This is a genomic window from Geomonas diazotrophica (assembly GCF_019063885.1).
Classification (GTDB): domain Bacteria; phylum Desulfobacterota; class Desulfuromonadia; order Geobacterales; family Geobacteraceae; genus Geomonas; species Geomonas diazotrophica.
In genome coordinates, this window is sequence record NZ_CP077684.1 from 4,752,886 (window position 1) to 4,771,529 (window position 18,644).

Sequence of the window (18,644 nt, forward strand, 5' to 3'; positions counted from 1 at the left end):
CTTCGCGTGGAGTGAAGCAGGGAATGAAAAGGCCCTTGGCATTTGCCAAGGGCCTTTTCGTTTGCCGGCGGAAGGAAAGAGCCCTTTTAGTGCAAAGCAAACGACCTGCGCGGCAGGGCCCAGAGCGGGAATGACAAAAATCGCTGCCAAGCTGGCGACTATGCCTGTTTGACACTCGGAAATGGGCCGGTACATTCTTTTACTGGAAACAATTTCGACAGTTCGCGTTCACTACCCCAACCGCGGTAGAGCCGAGGGAGGAGCACCGGGGATGCCCGGCCTTTTTCACGATGATAACCGGTAATGGAGGTTTCCATGAACGTACCCGAAAGAAACTTGGTTCTCTCACCCCGATGGTTGGTGACCGCCGTGGTCACGTTCCTGTTCGGATTCACGGTGCTGGGCTATCTCGCCTACCGCAACGCCAATGAGGGTCCCCCGGTTCCGCGGGAGGTGAGGGCGACGAACGGCACGCTGCTGTACACCGGCGACGACATCATCGGCGGTCAGTACATCTTCCAGAAGCTGGGGCTCATGCAGTACGGCACCATTTTCGGCCACGGCGCGTATCTCGGCCCGGATTTTACCGCACAGTACCTGCACTTAAGCGGCGAGAAGGAAGCCGGGTACTACTCGGGGCAGGGGCTTTCGGCCGCAGACGCGGCAGCCAAGGTGCGTGCCGAGCTGAGAGAAAACAGTTACGCCGAGGACGGGGGGGTGCTCACCTTTTCCCCTGAGCGGGCGCGTGCACACACGGAGCTCATCGACTACTACCGCGGCTGGTTCGGGCCGCCGCAGTCACAGCAGGGGTTGCAGCGGCCTTACCTGGGCGACCCCGAGGAGATCAGAAAGCTCACCGCCTATTTCTCCTGGGCTGCCTGGGCAAGCACCGCCCGGCGTCCCGGCACCGACCACTCCTACACCAACAACTGGCCGCCCGATGAGCTGGCGGGCAACCGCCCCACCCCCGGGATAGTGATGTGGAGCGTGTTGAGCCTGATAGCCCTGCTGTGCGGTACCGGCGCCATCCTTTTCGTGTTCGGCCGCTACGAGTTCCTCGGCTGGCATGCGGCGGATGAATACTCGGCGAAGATGGAGGCGCCGGAAAAGGTGCGGCTCACCCCCTCGCAACGCACGGTGGCCTGGTACTTCGTGGTCGTGGCGGGCCTCTTCCTCCTGCAGGGGCTGCTGGGAGGGGTGAACGCCCACTACCACGTGGAGCCCGCCGGATTTTACGGCTTCTCTTTGGGGGACGTTCTGCCGTACAACCTCTCCCGCATGTGGCACGTCCAGCTCGCGCTCTTCTTCGTCGCCTCAAGCTTTCTCGCCATGGGGATCTTCCTCACCCCCATGATCGCGGGAAAGGAGCCGCCGCATCAGGAGAAGCTGGCGCTGATCCTTCTGGGAGCGCTGGTGGTAGTGGTGGTGGGGAGCCTCACGGGGGAGGCCATGAGCCTCAAGGGGATGCTTTCCACCGCCGGGCCATGGTTCTATGTCGGGTCGCAGGGGTGGGAATACCTCGATCTGGGGCGGCTGTGGCAGATACTGCTGACGGTGGGGATGCTGATATGGCTGGTCATCCTGGTACGCGGAATGAGGGAAAGGCTCCGGGGGGAGCATCCGGGAAACATGCCGTGGCTCTTCATCTACAGCGCCGTTTCCATCCCCCTCTTCTATGCCGCGGGGATGCTCTACGGCAAGACGGCCCACTTCAATCAGGTGGAGTTCTGGCGCTTCTGGGTGGTACACCTGTGGGTTGAGGACTTCCTGGAGCTCTTCACCACCATCATGGTGGCCTACGTCTTCATGCTCCTTGGGGTGGTGCGCATGCGGGTCGCCACCACCATCATCTACCTGGACATCATCCTCTACTCCATAGGCGGGGTGCTTGGAACCATGCACCATCTCTACTTCAGCGGTCAGCCTGAGGTGCACATGGCGTTCGGTGCGTGCTTCTCCGCCCTGGAAGTGATCCCCCTGCTGCTACTCACCTACGAGGCGTGGAAGTTCATGGGCCTCGGGGCCCCGGCCGGCAGCTCCATGCTCAGCACCGCCGCCGAGGTGTTCCCGCACAAGTGGGCGGTGATGTTCCTGATAGCGGTCGGGTTCTGGAACTTTCTGGGAGCGGGGGTGTTCGGCTTCCTGATCAACCTCCCCATCGTGAGCTACTACGAGATCGGCACCCAGTGGACCGCCAACCACGGTCACGGTGCCATGATGGGAGTGTACGGCATGCTCTCCCTGGGCTTTTTCATGTTCGTGACGCGCTACTTCGTCCCCCTGGACCGTGCCAGCAACCGCGCCATGGCCATCGCTTTCTGGTGCACCAACCTGGGGCTCGCCTGCATGCTTTTTTTAAACCTCTTTCCGGTGGGGCTGCTCCAGTTGAGGAAGATCCTTGCCACCTCTTACTGGCAGGGGCGGCAGCCGGAATTCTTCGCCGACCCTGCGGTGCGCTTCTTCGAGTGGCTGCGTCTGCCGGGTGACATCCTCTTCATCGTAGGGATCCTCCCGGTGGTGTACCTTGCCGTGCGCATGTTCCTGAACCGGAACCATCCGCGTGTTCTCTAGGTCCGACGCTGCCCCCCGCTTTGCCGGCGGATAGAAACCGGGAGAAATCCTGCATCGAAAAAGGCCCTTGGTGCCATCCCAAGGGCCTTTTGTCATGAATCGCGGCAGTGAGCGCTTCGTGCTTCAGCGCCGGAGCCGGCGCTGCGCCCTTGTTAGGCCCCGGCCGATTCGGATTCCGGCTCCGTGCTGTACTGCTCCAGTACTTCCCTCAACGCCTTGAAGTCCACCGGCTTGGTAATCACCTGGGTCACCCCGCCCGCCAGGAAGCGCTCCTGGGCTTCACCCATGACGTGAGCGGTGAGGGCGAAGACCGGGACTTCGCGGTTGGGGTTGTCTTGCGGCAGCTGCCGGATGGCCTGCGTGGCGCTGAGCCCGTCTATGTCGGGCATGGAGATGTCCATCAGGATGACGTCGAACTCTTCCTCGGCCACGCGGGAGAGGGCCTGCCGCCCGTTGGCCACCACCGTGGTACGGTGCCCCGACCGTTTGAGCATCTGCGTCAAAAGCTCCCGGCTCACCGCGTCGTCCTCTGCCAGCAGGATCTTGAGGGCGTTGTCACGGTGAGGGGACGCCGCATCCCTGCCTTTTTGCTCGGCCGCCCCCGAACTTGCGCTCTCGGCGACCTGGCAGACCACGGTGAAGTGGAATACCGCACCCCGCTCCGGCTTGCTGGCCAGCCAGATGGTCCCTCCCATAAGTTCCACCAGCTGCTTGCAGATGGCGAGCCCGAGGCCGGTGCCGCCGAACTTGCGGGTGATGGAGTCGTCCGCCTGGGTGAACGGCTCGAACAGGTGCTGCGCCATCGAGGGATCGAGCCCGATCCCGGTGTCGGCGATGATGAAGTGGAGCCGCAACTGTCCGGGACCTGCGGGGGAGGTCTCCACCTGCAGCGAGATCACCCCCTGATCCGTGAACTTGATGGCGTTGGACAGCAGGTTGGAGAGCACCTGTTTCAGGCGCAGCGGATCGCCTATCAGTCCCAACTGCAGCGCGTCCAGCGGCGTGCAGTCAAGTTTCAGCCCCTTCGCCAGAAGTCGCGGCGTGTGCACGCGCAGCGTCTCGTCCATGACCTCGCCCAGCAGGAACCGTTCCTTTATGATGCCGATTTTGCCCGCCTCGATCTTGGAGAAGTCGAGGATGTCGTCGATGATGGCGAGGAGGTTCCCCGTCGCCTGCTGCATCGTTTTCAGGAAATCCCGCTGTTCGGCCGAAAGCGAGGTCATCTCAAGGAGCTGCACCACACCGAGGATGCCGTTGATCGGCGTGCGGATCTCGTGGCTCATGTTGGCGAGAAAGAGGCTCTTCGCTACGTTCGCCTTGTCTGCCGCCTCCTTGGCCAGCCGCAGCTCCTGGGTGCGCTCGTCCACCTTGCGCTCCAGCTCGCGGTTCGAGAGGTTCGCCTTTTGCTCCGCGCGCTTCAGGTCGGTGATGTCGGTGAAGGTGAGCACCACCCCGTCCACCGACCCGGATTCGGTCCGAAACGGAAAGATCCGGTTCAGGAACCATTGCCCGTCGCCGCTGCAGTCCTCCTTCTCGATGTGCTCCCCGGTTCTCAGCACGGTCTTGGCATCCTCCAGCATCGATTGCCGGTGGGTGAGATGGTACGCGATGTGGTCGATGGGGCGGCCGATGTCCTGGGGGAGCAGCTTGAAGATCCGCTCCAGTGATGAGTTGTACCTGCGGATGCGCAGGTTGTGGTCGAGGAAGACGAGCCCGACTTCGATGCTGGAGAGCAGGTTGTCGTGGTCCCGGTTGAGCTGCAGCAGCTCCTTGTTCTTCAGCTCGAATTCCGAGTTCACCGTGTAGAGTTCCTCGTTTACCGAGTGGAGCTCCTCGTTGGTGCTCTGCAGTTCCTCGTTGCTGGCCAGAAGCTCCTCGTTGGTTGCCTGGAGCTCCTCGTTGGAGGTCTGCAACTCTTCGATGGTGGTGCTGAGGCTCTCCTTCACGGCCTGCAGTTCCCCCTCGAGCTCGATCATGCGCTGTTTGACGTGCTCCGAAGCAAGCTCCGCGGTCGGGGGTGGCTGGTCCCCTTCCTGGGCGGCCCGGGGATGCGCTTTCGAGGGGGTAAAGGATATGAAAAAGTGAGTCAGGTGGGCCTTTCGGTCCTGAATGGGGCGCACCAGCAGGTCGAAGCGTCTCTGCTTCTCGCCGTCCCGCACCACGATCTGTTTCATGCTGATGTCGGTGTTGGCCTTTTCGGCGCGATGGAAGGCGGTGCTCAGGGGTATCTTGAGGGCGTCGTCCACCAGGGTGAGGATGTCGTTTTCGTAGCGCCCCGTCGGGAGTTTCAGGAGCGACGAGGCGTCCCCGAAGTGGTGCAGGATCTGGCGCTTCTCGTTGACCAGCACGCCTGAAGGCATGTACTGGCCGAGCAGGAGATCGTAGTCGTACAACAGCTGGCGGTCCATGCTGACCGAGGGGCGTTCCGTGCGCTGCAGGGCTGGAAGGACGGAGCGCGCCGGTACGTTCTTGATGTCGATGTCGCTGGCGAACTTGAGATCGCGGGTCTTGCGGAACATCTTGGACGGGCTGTCCAGCGTCTCGAAGTCGGCGGCACGCTTGCCGAGTCCCTCGCTGCTGCCGAGGAACAAAAAACCCTTGCTGCGCAGCGCGAAGCTGAACAGTGCCAGCACCTTGTCCTGGGTCGGCTGGTCGAGGTAGATGAGCAGGTTGCGGCAGCAGATCAGGTCCATTCTGGTGAATGGGGGATCGCTGATCAGGTTGTGGGTGGCAAAGACGATCATCTTGCGCAGCGCCGGGCTCATGTGGTAGTGGGTCCCCTCCTGGTGGCAGAAGTGGAGCAGGCGTTCCTTCGACATGTTTCTCAGGCGCTGCGCCTCGTACTTCCCGTGGGAGGCGAACTCGATGGATTTGCGGTGCGCATCCGTGGCAAAGATGGTGATCTTTCCGGTGAAGCCGAGTTCCTGGGCTTTCTGGGTGCAAAGGATGGCCAGCGTGTAGGCCTCCTCTCCGGTGGCGCACCCGGCTGACCAGATCCTCACCTCGTCGTGGTCCTTGCGGTCACGCAGTATTTCCGGGATGACGATGTCTTCCAGCACCTTGAACGCCTTCGGATCGCGGAAAAACTCGGTCACCCCTATCAGCAGGTCGCGGTACAGTGCGTCCAGCTCCTCGGGGTCCCGGGCGAGCAGCGCCGCATAGGCGGTCGATTCCCCGACATGGCAGAACTCCATCCGTCTCTGGATACGGCGCGTTATGGTTGGCGGTTTGTACTTGGAGAAGTCGATGTTGTACTGGCTTCTCAACAGCGCGAAGATCTGCTGGTACTCGCCGTTGTACTGGTCGTCGGCCAGGTAGCCGTACAAGGCCTGCCGGCGCTCCGCGGCAGGTGTGCGGGCGTAGCGCACGATCGCGGCAGGCATCTCGTCCGGGTCGAGCATGAGGTCGCAGAAGCCGGTGGCGATGGCGCTGCGCGGCATGCCGTCGAACTGCGCCGAGTCCACGGTCTGCACCAGGACAAGTCCCCCGGCGTCGTGGATGTCACGCACTCCGCGCGAGCCGTCGGTGCCGGTGCCCGACAGGATCACCGCGATGGCCTGCGGACCGGAGTCCTCAGCCAGCGAGCGCAGGAAGACGTCGATGGGAAGTTCGGAGTGTTGCGCCGGCAAAAGCTCCGTCAGGTAAAGCTTTCCCTTCGCGACGGTCATGTGGGTCTTGGAAGGGATCAGGTAGATGGAGTTGCTGCGCAGGGTGATGCCGTTGGTCACGCGGTGGATGGACATCTTGGTGTGTCGGGCCAGCAGGTCGTCCATCAGGCTTTTGAAGTCGGGAGAGAGGTGCTGTATGACTACGAAGGCCATGCCCGAGTTAGGCGGCATGGCGTCGAAAAATTTTTCCAGGGCAGCGAGTCCGCCGGCCGATGCCCCGAGGCCAACGACGAAAGACGGTTTAGATTTGGACGCAACGGCGGTGCCATTGGTGGATTTTTTCATGGCCAAACCCTCCTCTACTATAAATCACGCAAAGCCCCGGGGGGCTAAAGAAGAGATACCCTCCTATATTGATCAAGTAGGTGAAAGTGACTGATTGGGCCGTGTGCCTTGAGAGTGTCTCCTTCTTTGGTTCTGGACAAAAAGTCAATACTTCCCTGTACTTCACATTAAATCCTTCGCTCAATGAAATGTCAATGACAACTATCGGACAGATTCGGTCTTGTTCAATATCCATTACTGGCACTGGCACAGTCGACTTCACACACAGACGGGTAGAAGCCACAGCAAAGAGAGCCTCGCGCGGCCCGGAGGGGGTGAACTTACGCGCTGGTCAGTTCCTCGATCCACCCCGACACCATCGATGCCAGGCCTGACTCCACAGCTACGTGAACGTGTTGGCAGTCATCGTTGAGGTTAACGATAGTTGCTTAAGTTCTTGTGCAGGGACCCGATAGTTAAATCATCTTGAGTCTCCTTGGTCGCTACGTAGATCGGTGGCATGTAGGGGGCATATACTACCGAGCGTGGAGGTGAGCATGAATTGGTTCTTGAATCTGGGGATCGGAAAAAAGCTGATGGGAAGCTTCGTGGCGCTTGCTTTGATTGCTGGCGGGGTCGGATGGATCGGAACAGCTAAGATCCATACGATCAAGGCAGCCGACACGCTCATGTACGAAAAAGTCACGATTCCCTTGGAGGAGATAAGTGCCATCGCAGTTGCTTTCCAGCGAGTCAGGATCAATCTGCGCGACCTGGTAGAGACCAACGACCATGCAGAGAAGGAGAAGATTCTAGGGACCATCAAGGGGCTGCGCACCGGTATCGGGGAGAAGGTCGCCGCCGTCGAGAAGACCATCCTGACCGAAGAGGGGCGCAAGCTCTTGGAAGACTACAAGCAGGTCCGGGTGGAATACGGGCAGTACATAGAAAAGGTCATGGAACTTGCCAAGATTGACCGTGATGCCGAGGCGCGGAGCATCCTCCAGGGGGGCGGGAAGAAGTCCGCCATACACTACCAGGAGGTGCTGGATCGGTTGGTGGACTCTAAGGTAAGCCAAGCCAAGCTGACCGCCGAAAAGAATGAGAAGGTAGCCAGCGAAGCGACCTCTTTCATGATCGGAGCCGCGGCGGGGGGAATGGTCCTCGCACTCCTTCTAGGATTCTTCATTTCCCGGATGATCACCGCCCCGTTGCGCAAAGGAGTGGATTTTGCTCACGCCGTCTCCAAGGGAGATCTGACCAAGACCCTCGAAGTAGGCTGCAAGGACGAGGTCGGGCAATTGGCCCAAGCGCTGAACGAAATGGTTGGCGGCCTGAAGGAGGTCGTAGCATCAGTGCAGAGCGCCTCAAGCAATGTCGCCGCGGGAAGTGTGGAACTCTCTTCGAGTGCGACTGAGATGAGTCAGGGGGCGAGCGAGCAGGCTGCTGCAGCCGAAGAGGTCTCCAGCAGCATGGAGCAGATGAGCTCAAACATCAGTCACAATGCCGACAATGCGTCCCAGACCGAGAAGATTGCGGCGCGTAGTGCCGAGAACGCGAAGGAGAGCGGGAAGGCAGTGGAGCAGACCGTCCGGGCCATGCGGGATATCACCGGCAAGATCAACGTTATTGAAGAGATAGCTCGACAGACCAACCTGCTGGCACTGAACGCAGCCATCGAGGCGGCTCGTGCCGGCGAGCACGGTAAGGGATTCTCAGTGGTCGCAGCGGAGGTCCGCAAGCTTGCCGAACGGAGCCACAAGGCTGCGGTGGAGATCTCGGAACTCTCAGCTAATAGCGTCGATGTTGCGGAGAAGGCTGGAGCGATGCTCGTACAGATGGTGCCGGACATCCTGAAGACAGCCGAACTGGTCCAGGAGATCAGTGCTGCCAGTCGGGAGCAGGGGGTCGGAGCAGAGCAGATAAACAAGGCGATACAGCAACTCGACCAGGTCATCCAGCAGAACGCTTCTGCCAGCGAGGAAATGGCTTCAACCGCGGAGGAACTAAGCTCGCAGGCCGAGGTGTTGCAGTCGAGTATCAGCTTCTTCAAGATCGATGGAGGCCGCACTGCCCCTCGCCCCACCGCCCTGGGACAGGCGAAGCCATCCAAGGGGATTCCCATTGCCCATGTTGTGCGTAAGCCTACTGTATCGTCGCGCACCAGCGAACATGGGGTGAACCTAGACATCAAAGAAGATCAGTTCGATCATAGCTTCGAGGCCTACTGACGTAAGGCCTGATGACCACTGCTGCGCTGTAGCCCCCAACCATAGTGCACACGGGCGGCAGGAAAAACTCTCCAACAATCGCAAGGAGAATCCTTCGCGGACCGGAGGGGGCGGAGCGTCAACGTAAAAAGGCCCTTGGCGGATGCCAAGGGCCTTTTTCAATTAATGGTCGGAATGAGAGGATTCGAACCTCCGACCCCCTGCTCCCGAAGCAGGTGCGCTACCAGGCTGCGCTACATTCCGGTTCTGAAACTCTGACGGGTCAATCAGGAGGAGAGATATATCAGCATTTATCGCCGATTGTCAAGCAATAAGAATCTTTCTTCTTCAAAAAATCCGTTTTCCGTTGTCTCCTCCCCCGTCAATCGGTTGAAATCACAAAAAAACTATTTCACCCTCACCTTGTAATCGAGCCTGAAATTCCCGCCGGCCCTGATAGTGCCGGACATGGGGATGCGCCAGGTGGTGATGTTGCCGTCGTAACCTGCGGGCGCTCCGCCGGCACCGGGCGCGGGCGCATAGCCCCAGGTGGCCCCCTTGTCACTGGAGTATTGGGGAACCCCCAAGGAGACGCCGGAAGCGGGCGCGCCGTCCGTGAAGGTGAAGGGTGTGCCGCCGCCCAGGTAGAAGGAGACGTAGGGACTCAGGTCGTCGGTGAGGACGACGTTGCTTCCGGCGCCTCCGCCGGTGTTGGCAACTTCGATGGTGTAAAGCACGTCCTGCCCCGGGTCGGCGCTGGAACGGTTGGCCGATTTGAGGATGGAGATGAGGGGCATGGCCGCGACGTTGAGGTCGGCGCTGGCGCTGCTGCCGGCAAGGCTGACCGGACCGGCGGCCAGCGGAGCGGTTGTGGTGTTGGTCAGGGTGCCGTAGCCGGAACTGGCCACGTTCAGGGTGACCTGGCAGCTTGCGCCGGGAGCGATGGAGGAAGAGGAGAAGCGCACGCCGTTGTCCCCGGCAGCGGATGCCGCTCCCGAGCTGTTGGTCACGCTGCCGCAACCGGCCGGAGTAAAGCTGAAACCGGTGTTGCGCAGCACCATTCCCGCGGGGAAGGTGTCGGTTACGCTCACTCCGGTCAATGGCGCCGCGTTGGCGGCGGGGTTGGTGAGGATGAGCGACAGGCTCACCGGTGCTCCCATGGCTACGGTGGCGGCTCCGAAGGATTTCGCAACCGTTGGGGGCGTGAAGACGTTGAGGGTAGCGCTTGCGCTGCTGGTATCGAGCCCCCCCCCCTCGCCGCTGAACCTGGAGGCGTTGTTCAGGTACGAGGCGGCGGCATCGCCGCGCACCGTCGCGCTGAAATTGCAGTTGGCGGTGCCCGCTGTCATAGCCCCGGCAGACAACGACACCGCCGACGTGGTGAAGGAGGGGGTGCCGCTGCAACCGGTGCCGGTGAGGGGGGCCACGCCGGTGACGGTGAGCCCGGCGGGGAAGGTGTCGGTGAAGGCGAGGTTTCTCTGCGCAGGCTTGGTGGTCGGCTCGTTCACGATGTTGAAGTTCAGGGTACTGCTTCCGCCCAGCGCGATGCTGCCGCTTGTGTAGCTCTTGGAGAGGGCCGGGCGCGGGGTGTTGGTGAAGGTGCAGGTCAGTTCGTCTCCGGCTACCGGCGTCAACGAGTAGCTGGAGGTGAAGAGCTGGTTCGGGAGGGCAGCCGCCGGGGTGGCGCCGCTGCCGGTGTAGGCGTTGCTGCAGGTGAGGCTGCCCGCGTATCTGGTGGCGGCAGTGCTCCCTGCCGCTTTCGTGTCGTTGAGAGTAAGAGCGATCCCGGGTGAACTGTTGAAGACGGTGCTGGCGGAAGTTTGCGTTCCCGAGGTGCTGACCGTGGTGGTTCCGGTCAGGGTGCCGCCACCGCTCGCGCTGACGGTGAATTGATCGCCGGCGTTAATCCTGGCGGCCACGTTCTTCACCAGGGTCACCCGGGGGCGCTTCGTGTTGGTGATGGTGCAGGCCCCGGCCGAGTTGGTCGTGTTCAGCGCGGCGCTCAGGCTGCGGGCGGCCGGGGTGGTCGTGAACGTGGGGGAGCCGGTTACCGGGGCGCAGGCGATGGCAGCGGTGTTGTCCCAGTCGCCTCCCGCCGCGCCCTCGGTGATGGTAAGTGTCTGGTCCGTGGCGAGCGCGTTGATGAAGACGCGGGCGGTCTCGTTGTCCTTTAAGGTGAAGCTGACGCTGTTGCCGGCCGCCGCGATGGTCGACGGCGAGTAGGTGCCGCCGGAGGCCGAGGTCGCGGTAAGGGTGGCGCCGGTCAGGACGACCACCTTCGACCCCGCCGGCCCGGTCGCGGTGAAGCTGAAGGGCTGGGTGCTCCCGTCCGGGAGGGTCTGCTTGGTGACGTCGACGAAGGCACCGGTGAAGACGCTGACGTTCCCGGCGACGGTGGCGACGCCGGCGTTGCACTTGGAGGGGGAGCCGTTACTGACGTCGCCGGGGCCGGTGCAGGCGTTGCCGGGGTTCTGCCAGTAGGTGACGACGTAGGGAATTTTGAGGGCGCCGGAGTTGTCGCCGGTGCAGAGGACCTTGATCTCGTCGACGGTGGTGGTGAAGTTCGCCCCGCCTTTGAAGTCGCCGCAGCCGTCTCCGTCCAGGTTGAGCCACGGGCTAGGGCTGGTCGGGAAGGCCGCGACGGAGCAGATGTTGCCGGGGGTCGTGTCGCGCGGGTCGTTCCCCTGCTGTCCGACGAAGAAGCCGACGTCGTAGCGGTCCGTATTGGTGCCTGAGAGCCCGAGTTCTACCTTGAAGCTGAAGGCGCCCCCCGCGATGCAGAAGGGGGGGGTATCGGCCTGGGCCGTGAACACCGGCGCTATGGTGAACTCCCCGGCCGTGCAGTTGAGGCCGCCGGTGCGGTAGCCGACGCAGGTCTGGTCTTTCCAGGCGCTGGTGGTGAGCGCAAGGGAGGCAGAGGAAGTCCCCAGAAGCGCAAGGAGCGCTCCCGCTACGATACCCGGAAAGTGCCAGTGCCGGCGCCTTCCGTTACCCTTTGTGACTGTCTTTGGGTTGTCGACTTTATGCATCACGTCTCCTGAGGCCGTTGCTGCAATTCCTACGGCCTTCGGTCCACTGTCTCTTTATGCTGCTAATCACCCCGGTTCAGCGCGGCCAGACCTTCCTTCACGGAATTCTGGTCGAACTTGAAGCGAAACTGTACGAACGGGCCCTGGGCGGTGTAGTTGGCGGCCGAGAAGTCGCGGTCGCGGAAGCCGAGCAGGTTGTAGCCCAGGCTCAACCAGGCGTTCTGCATGACGTTGCAGCCGATCGAGGCCCCCAGGCTGTAGTTCACCTGGCCCGCCTGCCAGCTGTGCAGGGCCGAGCCGCGCAGCCCGATGTCCCACGTGTCGCTGAGATCATGCCGTCCTTCGGCACCGACAAGATCGGTCACTCCGCTGAAATCCTGGTCGTCCAGCTGCTCCAGCACGTACTTGACCCCGTACTGTAGCGAGAGCTGGTTCCGCTTGTCCGGACGGAAGTTGGCGTTCAGGTTGTTGACGATCCTTCTCCCCTGGGTGGATGTGCCGGGGCTTTTCTCGTCCTTGAGGAGCAGGTCGAGCCGGTCCAGGAGGATCCAGCGGGTCACCGGCGGCCGGTAGGCGAGCCCCAGCCTGAGGTCCGCATCGGCGGTGCGGGCTCCGTCAGTCGAGCGGGTGTGCAAGACCTGCAGTTTCCCGGTCCAGCCCCAGAACAGCCCCTGCTCGTTGGTAAGGCCGGTGATCACACCCCACTTGTCTTCGGTTTCGCCGTTGCGGTACTCGACCCGGTTCGACCACAGAAGTTTCTTCTCCTGGTAGGTAGCTCCCAGGGATATCGCATTGTAATCCTCGCCGCCGGAGGCGCTGGGGACCTTGGCATCGAACTGGTAGCCGGCGCTTCTCCTGATGGTCTGGCTGCGGTCGAAGCCGCCGTCGACGGACCAGAAGCTGTTGACCTGCCATTTCTGGGCGAGACCCACGTTGGCGAAGGTCCGCTCGTCGTTCTCCTTCCGGTCGTTGGCCACCGAGCTCGAGAAGGTGCCGCCGCTCCAGGGGGTGGCCTTCATGCCGACCCTGGTGGTGTTGGTGTCCGCGTCGTCGGCGTGGGTGAACTCCTGTTGGGCGAAGAGGAGCAGCGACGGGATGACCTGGAAATCGGCTCCCAGCACGGTCCGTGTCGGGTAGTCGGCGTTTTGGTTCTTGCTGAAGAGCGCCTGTTCGTGATCGGCCCGGAGGGTCAGGCGCTTGTTCAGCGTTTTCCAGCTCGCCCCGACCGTGCCCAGCACCGAGGTGGCATCGCTGCCGTCGGCGAGCGTGTCGTTGGCGTAGCGCAGTCCGGCCTTGCCGGTGAATTCCTTGTCGGTGTAGCCGATCTGGCCTTCGGCGAAGTCCCTGACGGTACCGCCGGTCAGGTTGTACTGGCGGTAAAGCTGGGAGCCAAGGGTCAGCTCGTTGCCCAGGCGGTAGGTCCCTTCAGCTCCGAACTTGCGGGTCCCCGCCTCGCTCCCCTTCTGCTGTCCCAGGCCGAAGTCCTCCTGCTGCTCCCGGAAATACGCCTTCCCTTCCAGTTTCTGGTCCAGGTGGGTGACCTCGGCTAAGTACGCGTTTCCGGACGCCTTGTCCGTCGGCATGTTGCGCTGGGTGGTGGCGATCTCCGCACGCGCCTTGGTGCTGGGACCGAGGGTCACGGTGGCGTCGGCGCCATAGAGGTTGCTGTCGCCGCTCACATGCCCTTCATGGATGTAGCTGCCGCCGATCCTAAGGTTCCCATCCATGAGCTTCACCCCGGCACGGCCGCCGTAGGTGAGCGCGTCGCCGCCGGCGTCGGTGACCTCGTAGTCGACCACGATGTAGACCGGGTTCAGCTGATCGTCCTTGCTGAAGACGGGGCTCTTGAAGAAGATGGTGCCCGCCTCGTAGTCGATGCTGTAGTCGATGAAGCGGGTGAGCGTCTTGCTTTCGACCACCAGCTCGCTGTGGAAGCGGTCGCGCGACTCGATGGTGACCTGCTCGGAGTTCGCCACCACCCCCTTCCGGCTCAGGCGGTACAGGCCGGAGGTCCCGTCGCCGCGCAGCTCGTCTTTGACGAAGGACTGTCCGGTCTCGCTGCCAAAAGCGGTCACCTCGAAATCCTTGGAGCGGTATTCGGTCTTGACGCCGTTGAGCCTGCGGCTGTAGCGGGAGAGCTCGGTGACCGACAGGCCGGTGTCGAAGTCCCCCAGCATGGCGTTGAACTGGTCGCGCTCCACCTTCAGGAACACCTTCCTGCGGCTGGAGGCGTCGTAGGCCTGGGCCGTGGCGTCGCCGTAAAGCGTGTAAAAGGCGTTGGGGTCGATGTTCTGGAACAGCGAGTTGCCCGAAACCCCGGTGTTCTTCTTGGCGCTGTCGTAGGACATGGTGAGCAGCCACTCTCCCTTGACGCTCCCCTTGGCGTAGAAGGCAAGCCGCTCGTCGTCGTAGAGGTGCTCCTCCCCCCCCGCGTCCTTCAGGTTCTGCATGTGACCGGTCGCCGTGTTGTACCCCACCGTCCCCTCGGCGAGGCCGACCAGGATCCAGTTGCGCATCTTGGGCTTCACGTAAGTTTCCAGGTCCAGGGTCGCCCTGTTGTAGGCGAGCTGTGCCCGGTACAGGCCGCTCGCGGTCACCGGCTGGAATTTCATCCATCCCTGTGCGTCGACCGGGATCAGTCCGCTCCCCGCACTGGCCGCAAGCGTTCCCGGCTCCAGGTAGGGGCGCAGTTCGCCCCCCTTGAGCGCCAGCTCGGCGTTGGCCGGGACCGGTTTGCCGTCCTGGTCCAGCAGCTCAATGCGCACGCGCACCGGGGTCCTGCCGTCGGCGACGTTGCCCTCGGCGGAAACCAGCCGGATCGCGGCGATCTCGCCGGTGCGGGCCAGTTTGGCGTTCTGCTCGAAGCGCGCGACCCCGAAGCCGTCCATTCCCTTCAACTGCAGGACGTGGTCGCCCTTGCTGCCGAAGTCGATGCCGATGTAGGTGTACAGGCTCTTTTCGCTCTCGAGGTCCTTCATCTTGAAGCCGATTTTCTCGGGCGGGATCGTTTGCCCGTCCAGGGTGAGTACCGGCGTGAGCGCCGAGTTGAGCACGATCTGGACCGCATTGATCTGCGAGGCGAGTACGGTGCCGTCGGCAGGGGAGAGTATCCCCTCCTTCTCTTTGACGTGCAGGTCGGCGTTCGGATCGGCGGCCTGGGCCTTGCCTTTGCTGACCTTTTCCTCGAAATCGCTGCTGTCGACCGGGTCCTTCTCTGTCTTGGCCTGGACCTGGACCGAGCCCGGCAGCGGGATGAGGTCGGGACGGGTGATCTCCTCCATGCTGTCCGTGAGCTCAGTAGAGGCGTTCAGCGTCTTGAGAGGCCTCCCCTTGGCATCGCAGATCTGGACGGTCACGCTGCTGTTCGAATTCTCTTCCTTCACGTCCGGGTCCAGCAGCGCTTGCAGGCGCAGGTCGAGCTTTCCATTCTGCGGCAACTTGTCGAAGCGGTAGACCAACGCCGTGTCGGTTACCTGCGGGTCCGGGGTTTCGCTGCCGCAAAGACGGGAGGTGCCGTTCATGTAAAGGAGGCTCTTGGGAAGCGTCAGGTTGACCGCGACGTTCTGCAGGGCCTTGTCCACTCCCGCCAGCTTGATGCGGTGGTGCACGACCCCCTCCTCAAGCGCGGCATAGAGCTCGACGCGCTCCGCCTGCTGGCCAGGTGCGGTGGCCGGCGCTGTCGGAGCCGCTGGACCGGCTGCAGCCGAGAGAGCCGCCGGGCGTGCCTGTGCGGGTGCCTGTGCGGGTGCGGCCGCGGGTGCAGTTGCGGAGGGCGCAACGGACACCGGGCTGCCCAGGCCCCCGGCCACCTGCTGTTTCTTCACTCCGCTTCTCTCTTTCACCATGACAACCCGCGTAGTCTGTACGCTCTGCGACAGCGAAACCTTCACCTCGACACGGCGGTTCTGGGCACGCCCGGACTCGGTCCTGTTGCTGGCCACCGGTTCCTTCTCGCCGCGGCCATTCAGGTAGAGTGTCTCGGGGGGAAGATGCAGGGCCGCCGTCAGGTAGCGCCCCACGTTCTTGGCCCGGGCGAAGGAGAGGGCGGTGTTGTCGGCGTAGATGCTGCGGCTGCGCGGGGCGATACGCACCATGTCGGTGTGCCCGGTCACCTCGATGCGGTCGATATTGAAATGCCCCAGAAGCTCAGCCAGGGTTGCGAGCTGCTTGCGATCATCGTCGCTGAGCTCGGCTCCGAAGGTCGGGAAGTGCGGGTGCAGAACCACGGGCGACAGCGACACGCGGCTTTCCTCCTTCAGCAGCGAGAGGATGTTGTCCACCTCGGGCGCCGCGACACCCTTGGCCCCGGGAGTGTCGAAGCTGAGGCTCGCCTTGGTTTGCAGGCTCCCACTCTGACCCGCGCGGTCTATGCCGGCCTTGAAGCGGAGTTCCCTGCCCCAAGCGGCGTCGGCGGCTCCCAAGACGTAACTGAGCCGGTTGCCGTTCACGACAGGGTCGGCATAGGAAGCCCCTTCCAGGGTGCTGCTCCCCTTGCGGTAGCTGGCGCCGGTAGGTAGATCCACCGTGAGACGCAGGTTTTCCAGGGGAACCCCGGCGGCCTGCATCGGAATGCGGTACTCGATCACCTCGCCGTTTTGGCTGCTGATCATCTCCAGGCTCACTTCGCCCTGGTACCTCGGGTCTGCCGCCGGCGCTACAGCCGGTACAGCCGTGGGGGACGGCATGGACGACATGGACGACATGGACGACATGGACGACATGGACGACATGGACGACATGGACGACATGGACGACATGGACGGCGCGACTGGGCTTGCCGAGCCTGCAGAGCTGGTAGAGCTGGTCGAGCTGGTCGAGCCGGTCGAGCCGGTCGAGCCGGTCGAGCTGGTCGAGCTGGTCGAGCTGGTCGAGCTGGAGGTCGCGGGCGCCGCGGGCATCGGCGCCGAGGTGGCTGCGGTTGTGCCGGTGGATACAGCGGGTCCCGCAGATGCCGCCTTCTCTCCCAGGCGGGCCAGGTAGAAGTCGGTGCGCCACATGGTTCCGCCCTGGAGTTCGGCGAACTGCGAATAGGCACGCCCGGCGAACCGGCTGTTCTGTTCGCATTGCTGCACCCGATACCCTTCCGGGATGGAATCGATGTCGAGCTGGACCACGTGCGTCCCCGAGGCTACCCCCTCGAAGTGGAACATGCCACGCTTGTCGCTGACCACGAAGGTGCCATCCTCGAGGTAGATACCGACCCCCTCCATCCCCTTCTTGTTGTCTTCGGGGTTCTCGCTGCAGGCACCCACGAAGACGCGTCCCATGATGATGTTACGGCTCTGCAGGAACGCCTCCTGCACTGTGACCGATGCGGTTGCGGGCGTCGCGCTGACGGGCGGGTTGCTGCTGGCCGAGGCGACGTTTACCGCGGTGCCGGGTTTTGCGCCCACCCCAACCAGGACCACGTAACGGAGCAGCTTCGAGGCCCCGGGCCCGATGTCACCGGCGTTGAAGGTGAGGGTGCTGCCATCGCTGGATATGGCCGGATCGGCTGTCACCGACCCGTTCAGCCGCGCGGAGCCTTTCTGATAGCGGAAACCGGCCGGGAGCCTGTCGGTAACGACGGTGTTGAAGACCGTCCCCACCGTGTCGGAGTTCTGCAGCGTCACCTCGTAGCTCAGGTACTCTCCAGCGGACACGACGCTCTTCCCGGCACTCTTTCTAAGCCACAGGGTGCCTATCTTCGGGTCGATCGGGATGTCTACCCGGATGGCCGGCCCGGCCTCGACGGTGAACGCCTCGCCGCGCGAGCCCGGCTCCAGGATGTTGAAGGGGGCGTGGGGGAGGGTTTGTAGCCTCGCCGTGGCGACGGTTGACGGAGCGGTATAGGTCTGCGGCGGCGTCACCTTCAGCAGGTACTTGCCCGGGGCGACGAAGGGGAAACGGTACCCACCCGGGGTGAAAGCATAGGTTCTTCCCTCACTGTCGTGGGCTATTGATCCGGAGACCACCGTGCTCGGGTAGATGTTGCCGGCGAGGCCGTTGTCGCCCAAAACGGTGGCGCCGAGACCGGTCGTTGCGTCGATCAATTCCACCGTGACACCGTCGACCGGCTTCCCGGTGACGGAATCGAAGACGATACCGAAGGGGTCGACGATGGCGGCCGCTGCGGAACTGTCGCTGCCGTCGACCTTGTCGACGTACTTCGCCTCGATGTCAGAGGATTCGGTCACGCTGAGCACGCCGTTTCTGGCGGCGCTGTTCTCTGAAGTGGTCTGGATGTACCCCAGGAAGGTGCCGGTATCCGGCCCGGTTTCGGTTAGCTGGAGAAGTTCGGTGTCGCCGGTGGTTGGGTCGGTGATGGTGACCTCTACCGTCTCCGCAACCGTGCTGTCCAGGTTCTGGTCCGGGTCAGTTACCCTCACGAAGAGGGGTTCGCCGGCGTGGAACGTGCTGGAGGTGGTCAGTGTGACCGGTGCGGAGAGGTCGATGGTGCCCTGGTTGCCGACGGTAACAGGCGCCGGGAGGGTGGCCAGACCACCGGTGCTGTCGTAGTAAGAGGTGGCTGGAACGGTCATGCTGCTTGCGCCGGTCGTTCCGGGTGCGTACTTGAGGAACTGTGCCGTCGACGCCGTACGCACCATCACGGTGACCGTGACCTGGCTGGTGACGGTGGGGAGTTGCCCGCAACTGAAGCTGGCCCGGTTCACGATCTGGTCGCCGTTGACGGCTGCCCGCCCCTCGTGCCCGGAAAGGAGAAGGGTGAGGCCGAGAAGGAGCGGGACGAACAGGGCGGTAAACCGGCAGCGCTCCGGACGCAACTCCGCGGCAGCCCGCGGCACAGACGTGCCGCGGCCCCGCCGGTCGCCGCGGGCGCCGGCAAGCTCCCCGGCCCGGAGGCCGGAGAGGCTGCTTAGGATGTTGTCGATCGGGTTCATCATCACGCTGCCGTGTGTCTC

The 18,644-nt window shown here is 62.9% G+C and carries 5 protein-coding genes and 1 tRNA gene; 2 read left to right on the forward strand and 4 right to left on the reverse strand.

Annotated features, from left to right (window positions below; genetic code table 11):
* Positions 1-315: 315 nt before the first annotated feature.
* Positions 316-2,571, forward strand: a complete 2,256-nt coding sequence (locus KP003_RS20955) for a nitric-oxide reductase large subunit (protein WP_216496962.1) — start codon at positions 316-318, stop codon at positions 2,569-2,571.
* A gap of 152 nt (positions 2,572-2,723) precedes the next feature.
* Here the strand turns inward: KP003_RS20955 and KP003_RS20960 are convergent, their stop codons facing one another.
* Entirely contained in the window at positions 2,724-6,524 is a 3,801-nt protein-coding gene (locus KP003_RS20960; RefSeq protein ID WP_216496961.1) for a chemotaxis protein CheB, read from the reverse strand.
* 536 nt (positions 6,525-7,060) lie between these two features.
* Between KP003_RS20960 and KP003_RS20965 the strand changes: the two genes are divergently transcribed.
* Entirely contained in the window at positions 7,061-8,734 is a 1,674-nt protein-coding gene (locus tag KP003_RS20965; protein ID WP_216496960.1) for a methyl-accepting chemotaxis protein, read from the forward strand.
* Positions 8,735-8,900: 166 nt separating this feature from the next.
* On the opposite strand, the gene KP003_RS20970 is transcribed toward KP003_RS20965, so the two are convergent.
* From KP003_RS20970 to KP003_RS20980, 3 genes are all read right to left on the reverse strand, one after another.
* Positions 8,901-8,977, reverse strand: a tRNA-Pro gene (locus tag KP003_RS20970).
* A gap of 143 nt (positions 8,978-9,120) precedes the next feature.
* On the reverse strand, positions 9,121-11,742 hold the full coding sequence (locus KP003_RS20975) for a DUF7933 domain-containing protein (protein WP_216496959.1): 2,622 nt from the start codon (positions 11,740-11,742) through the stop codon (positions 9,121-9,123).
* A gap of 62 nt (positions 11,743-11,804) precedes the next feature.
* Complete coding sequence (locus KP003_RS20980) at positions 11,805-18,626, reverse strand: OmpA family protein (protein WP_239027677.1); 6,822 nt, start codon at positions 18,624-18,626, stop codon at positions 11,805-11,807.
* Positions 18,627-18,644 lie beyond the last annotated feature (18 nt).

Excerpts from the sequence above, each read along its gene's own strand:
- KP003_RS20955 (WP_216496962.1), top strand. The coding sequence starts at position 316 with ATGAACGTACCCGAAAGAAACTTGGTTCTCTCACCCCGATGGTTGGTG.
- KP003_RS20960 (WP_216496961.1), bottom strand. The coding sequence starts at position 6,524 with ATGAAAAAATCCACCAATGGCACCGCCGTTGCGTCCAAATCTAAACCG.
- KP003_RS20965 (WP_216496960.1), top strand. The coding sequence starts at position 7,061 with ATGAATTGGTTCTTGAATCTGGGGATCGGAAAAAAGCTGATGGGAAGC.
- KP003_RS20975 (WP_216496959.1), bottom strand. The coding sequence starts at position 11,742 with ATGCATAAAGTCGACAACCCAAAGACAGTCACAAAGGGTAACGGAAGG.
- KP003_RS20980 (WP_239027677.1), bottom strand. The coding sequence starts at position 18,626 with ATGATGAACCCGATCGACAACATCCTAAGCAGCCTCTCCGGCCTCCGG.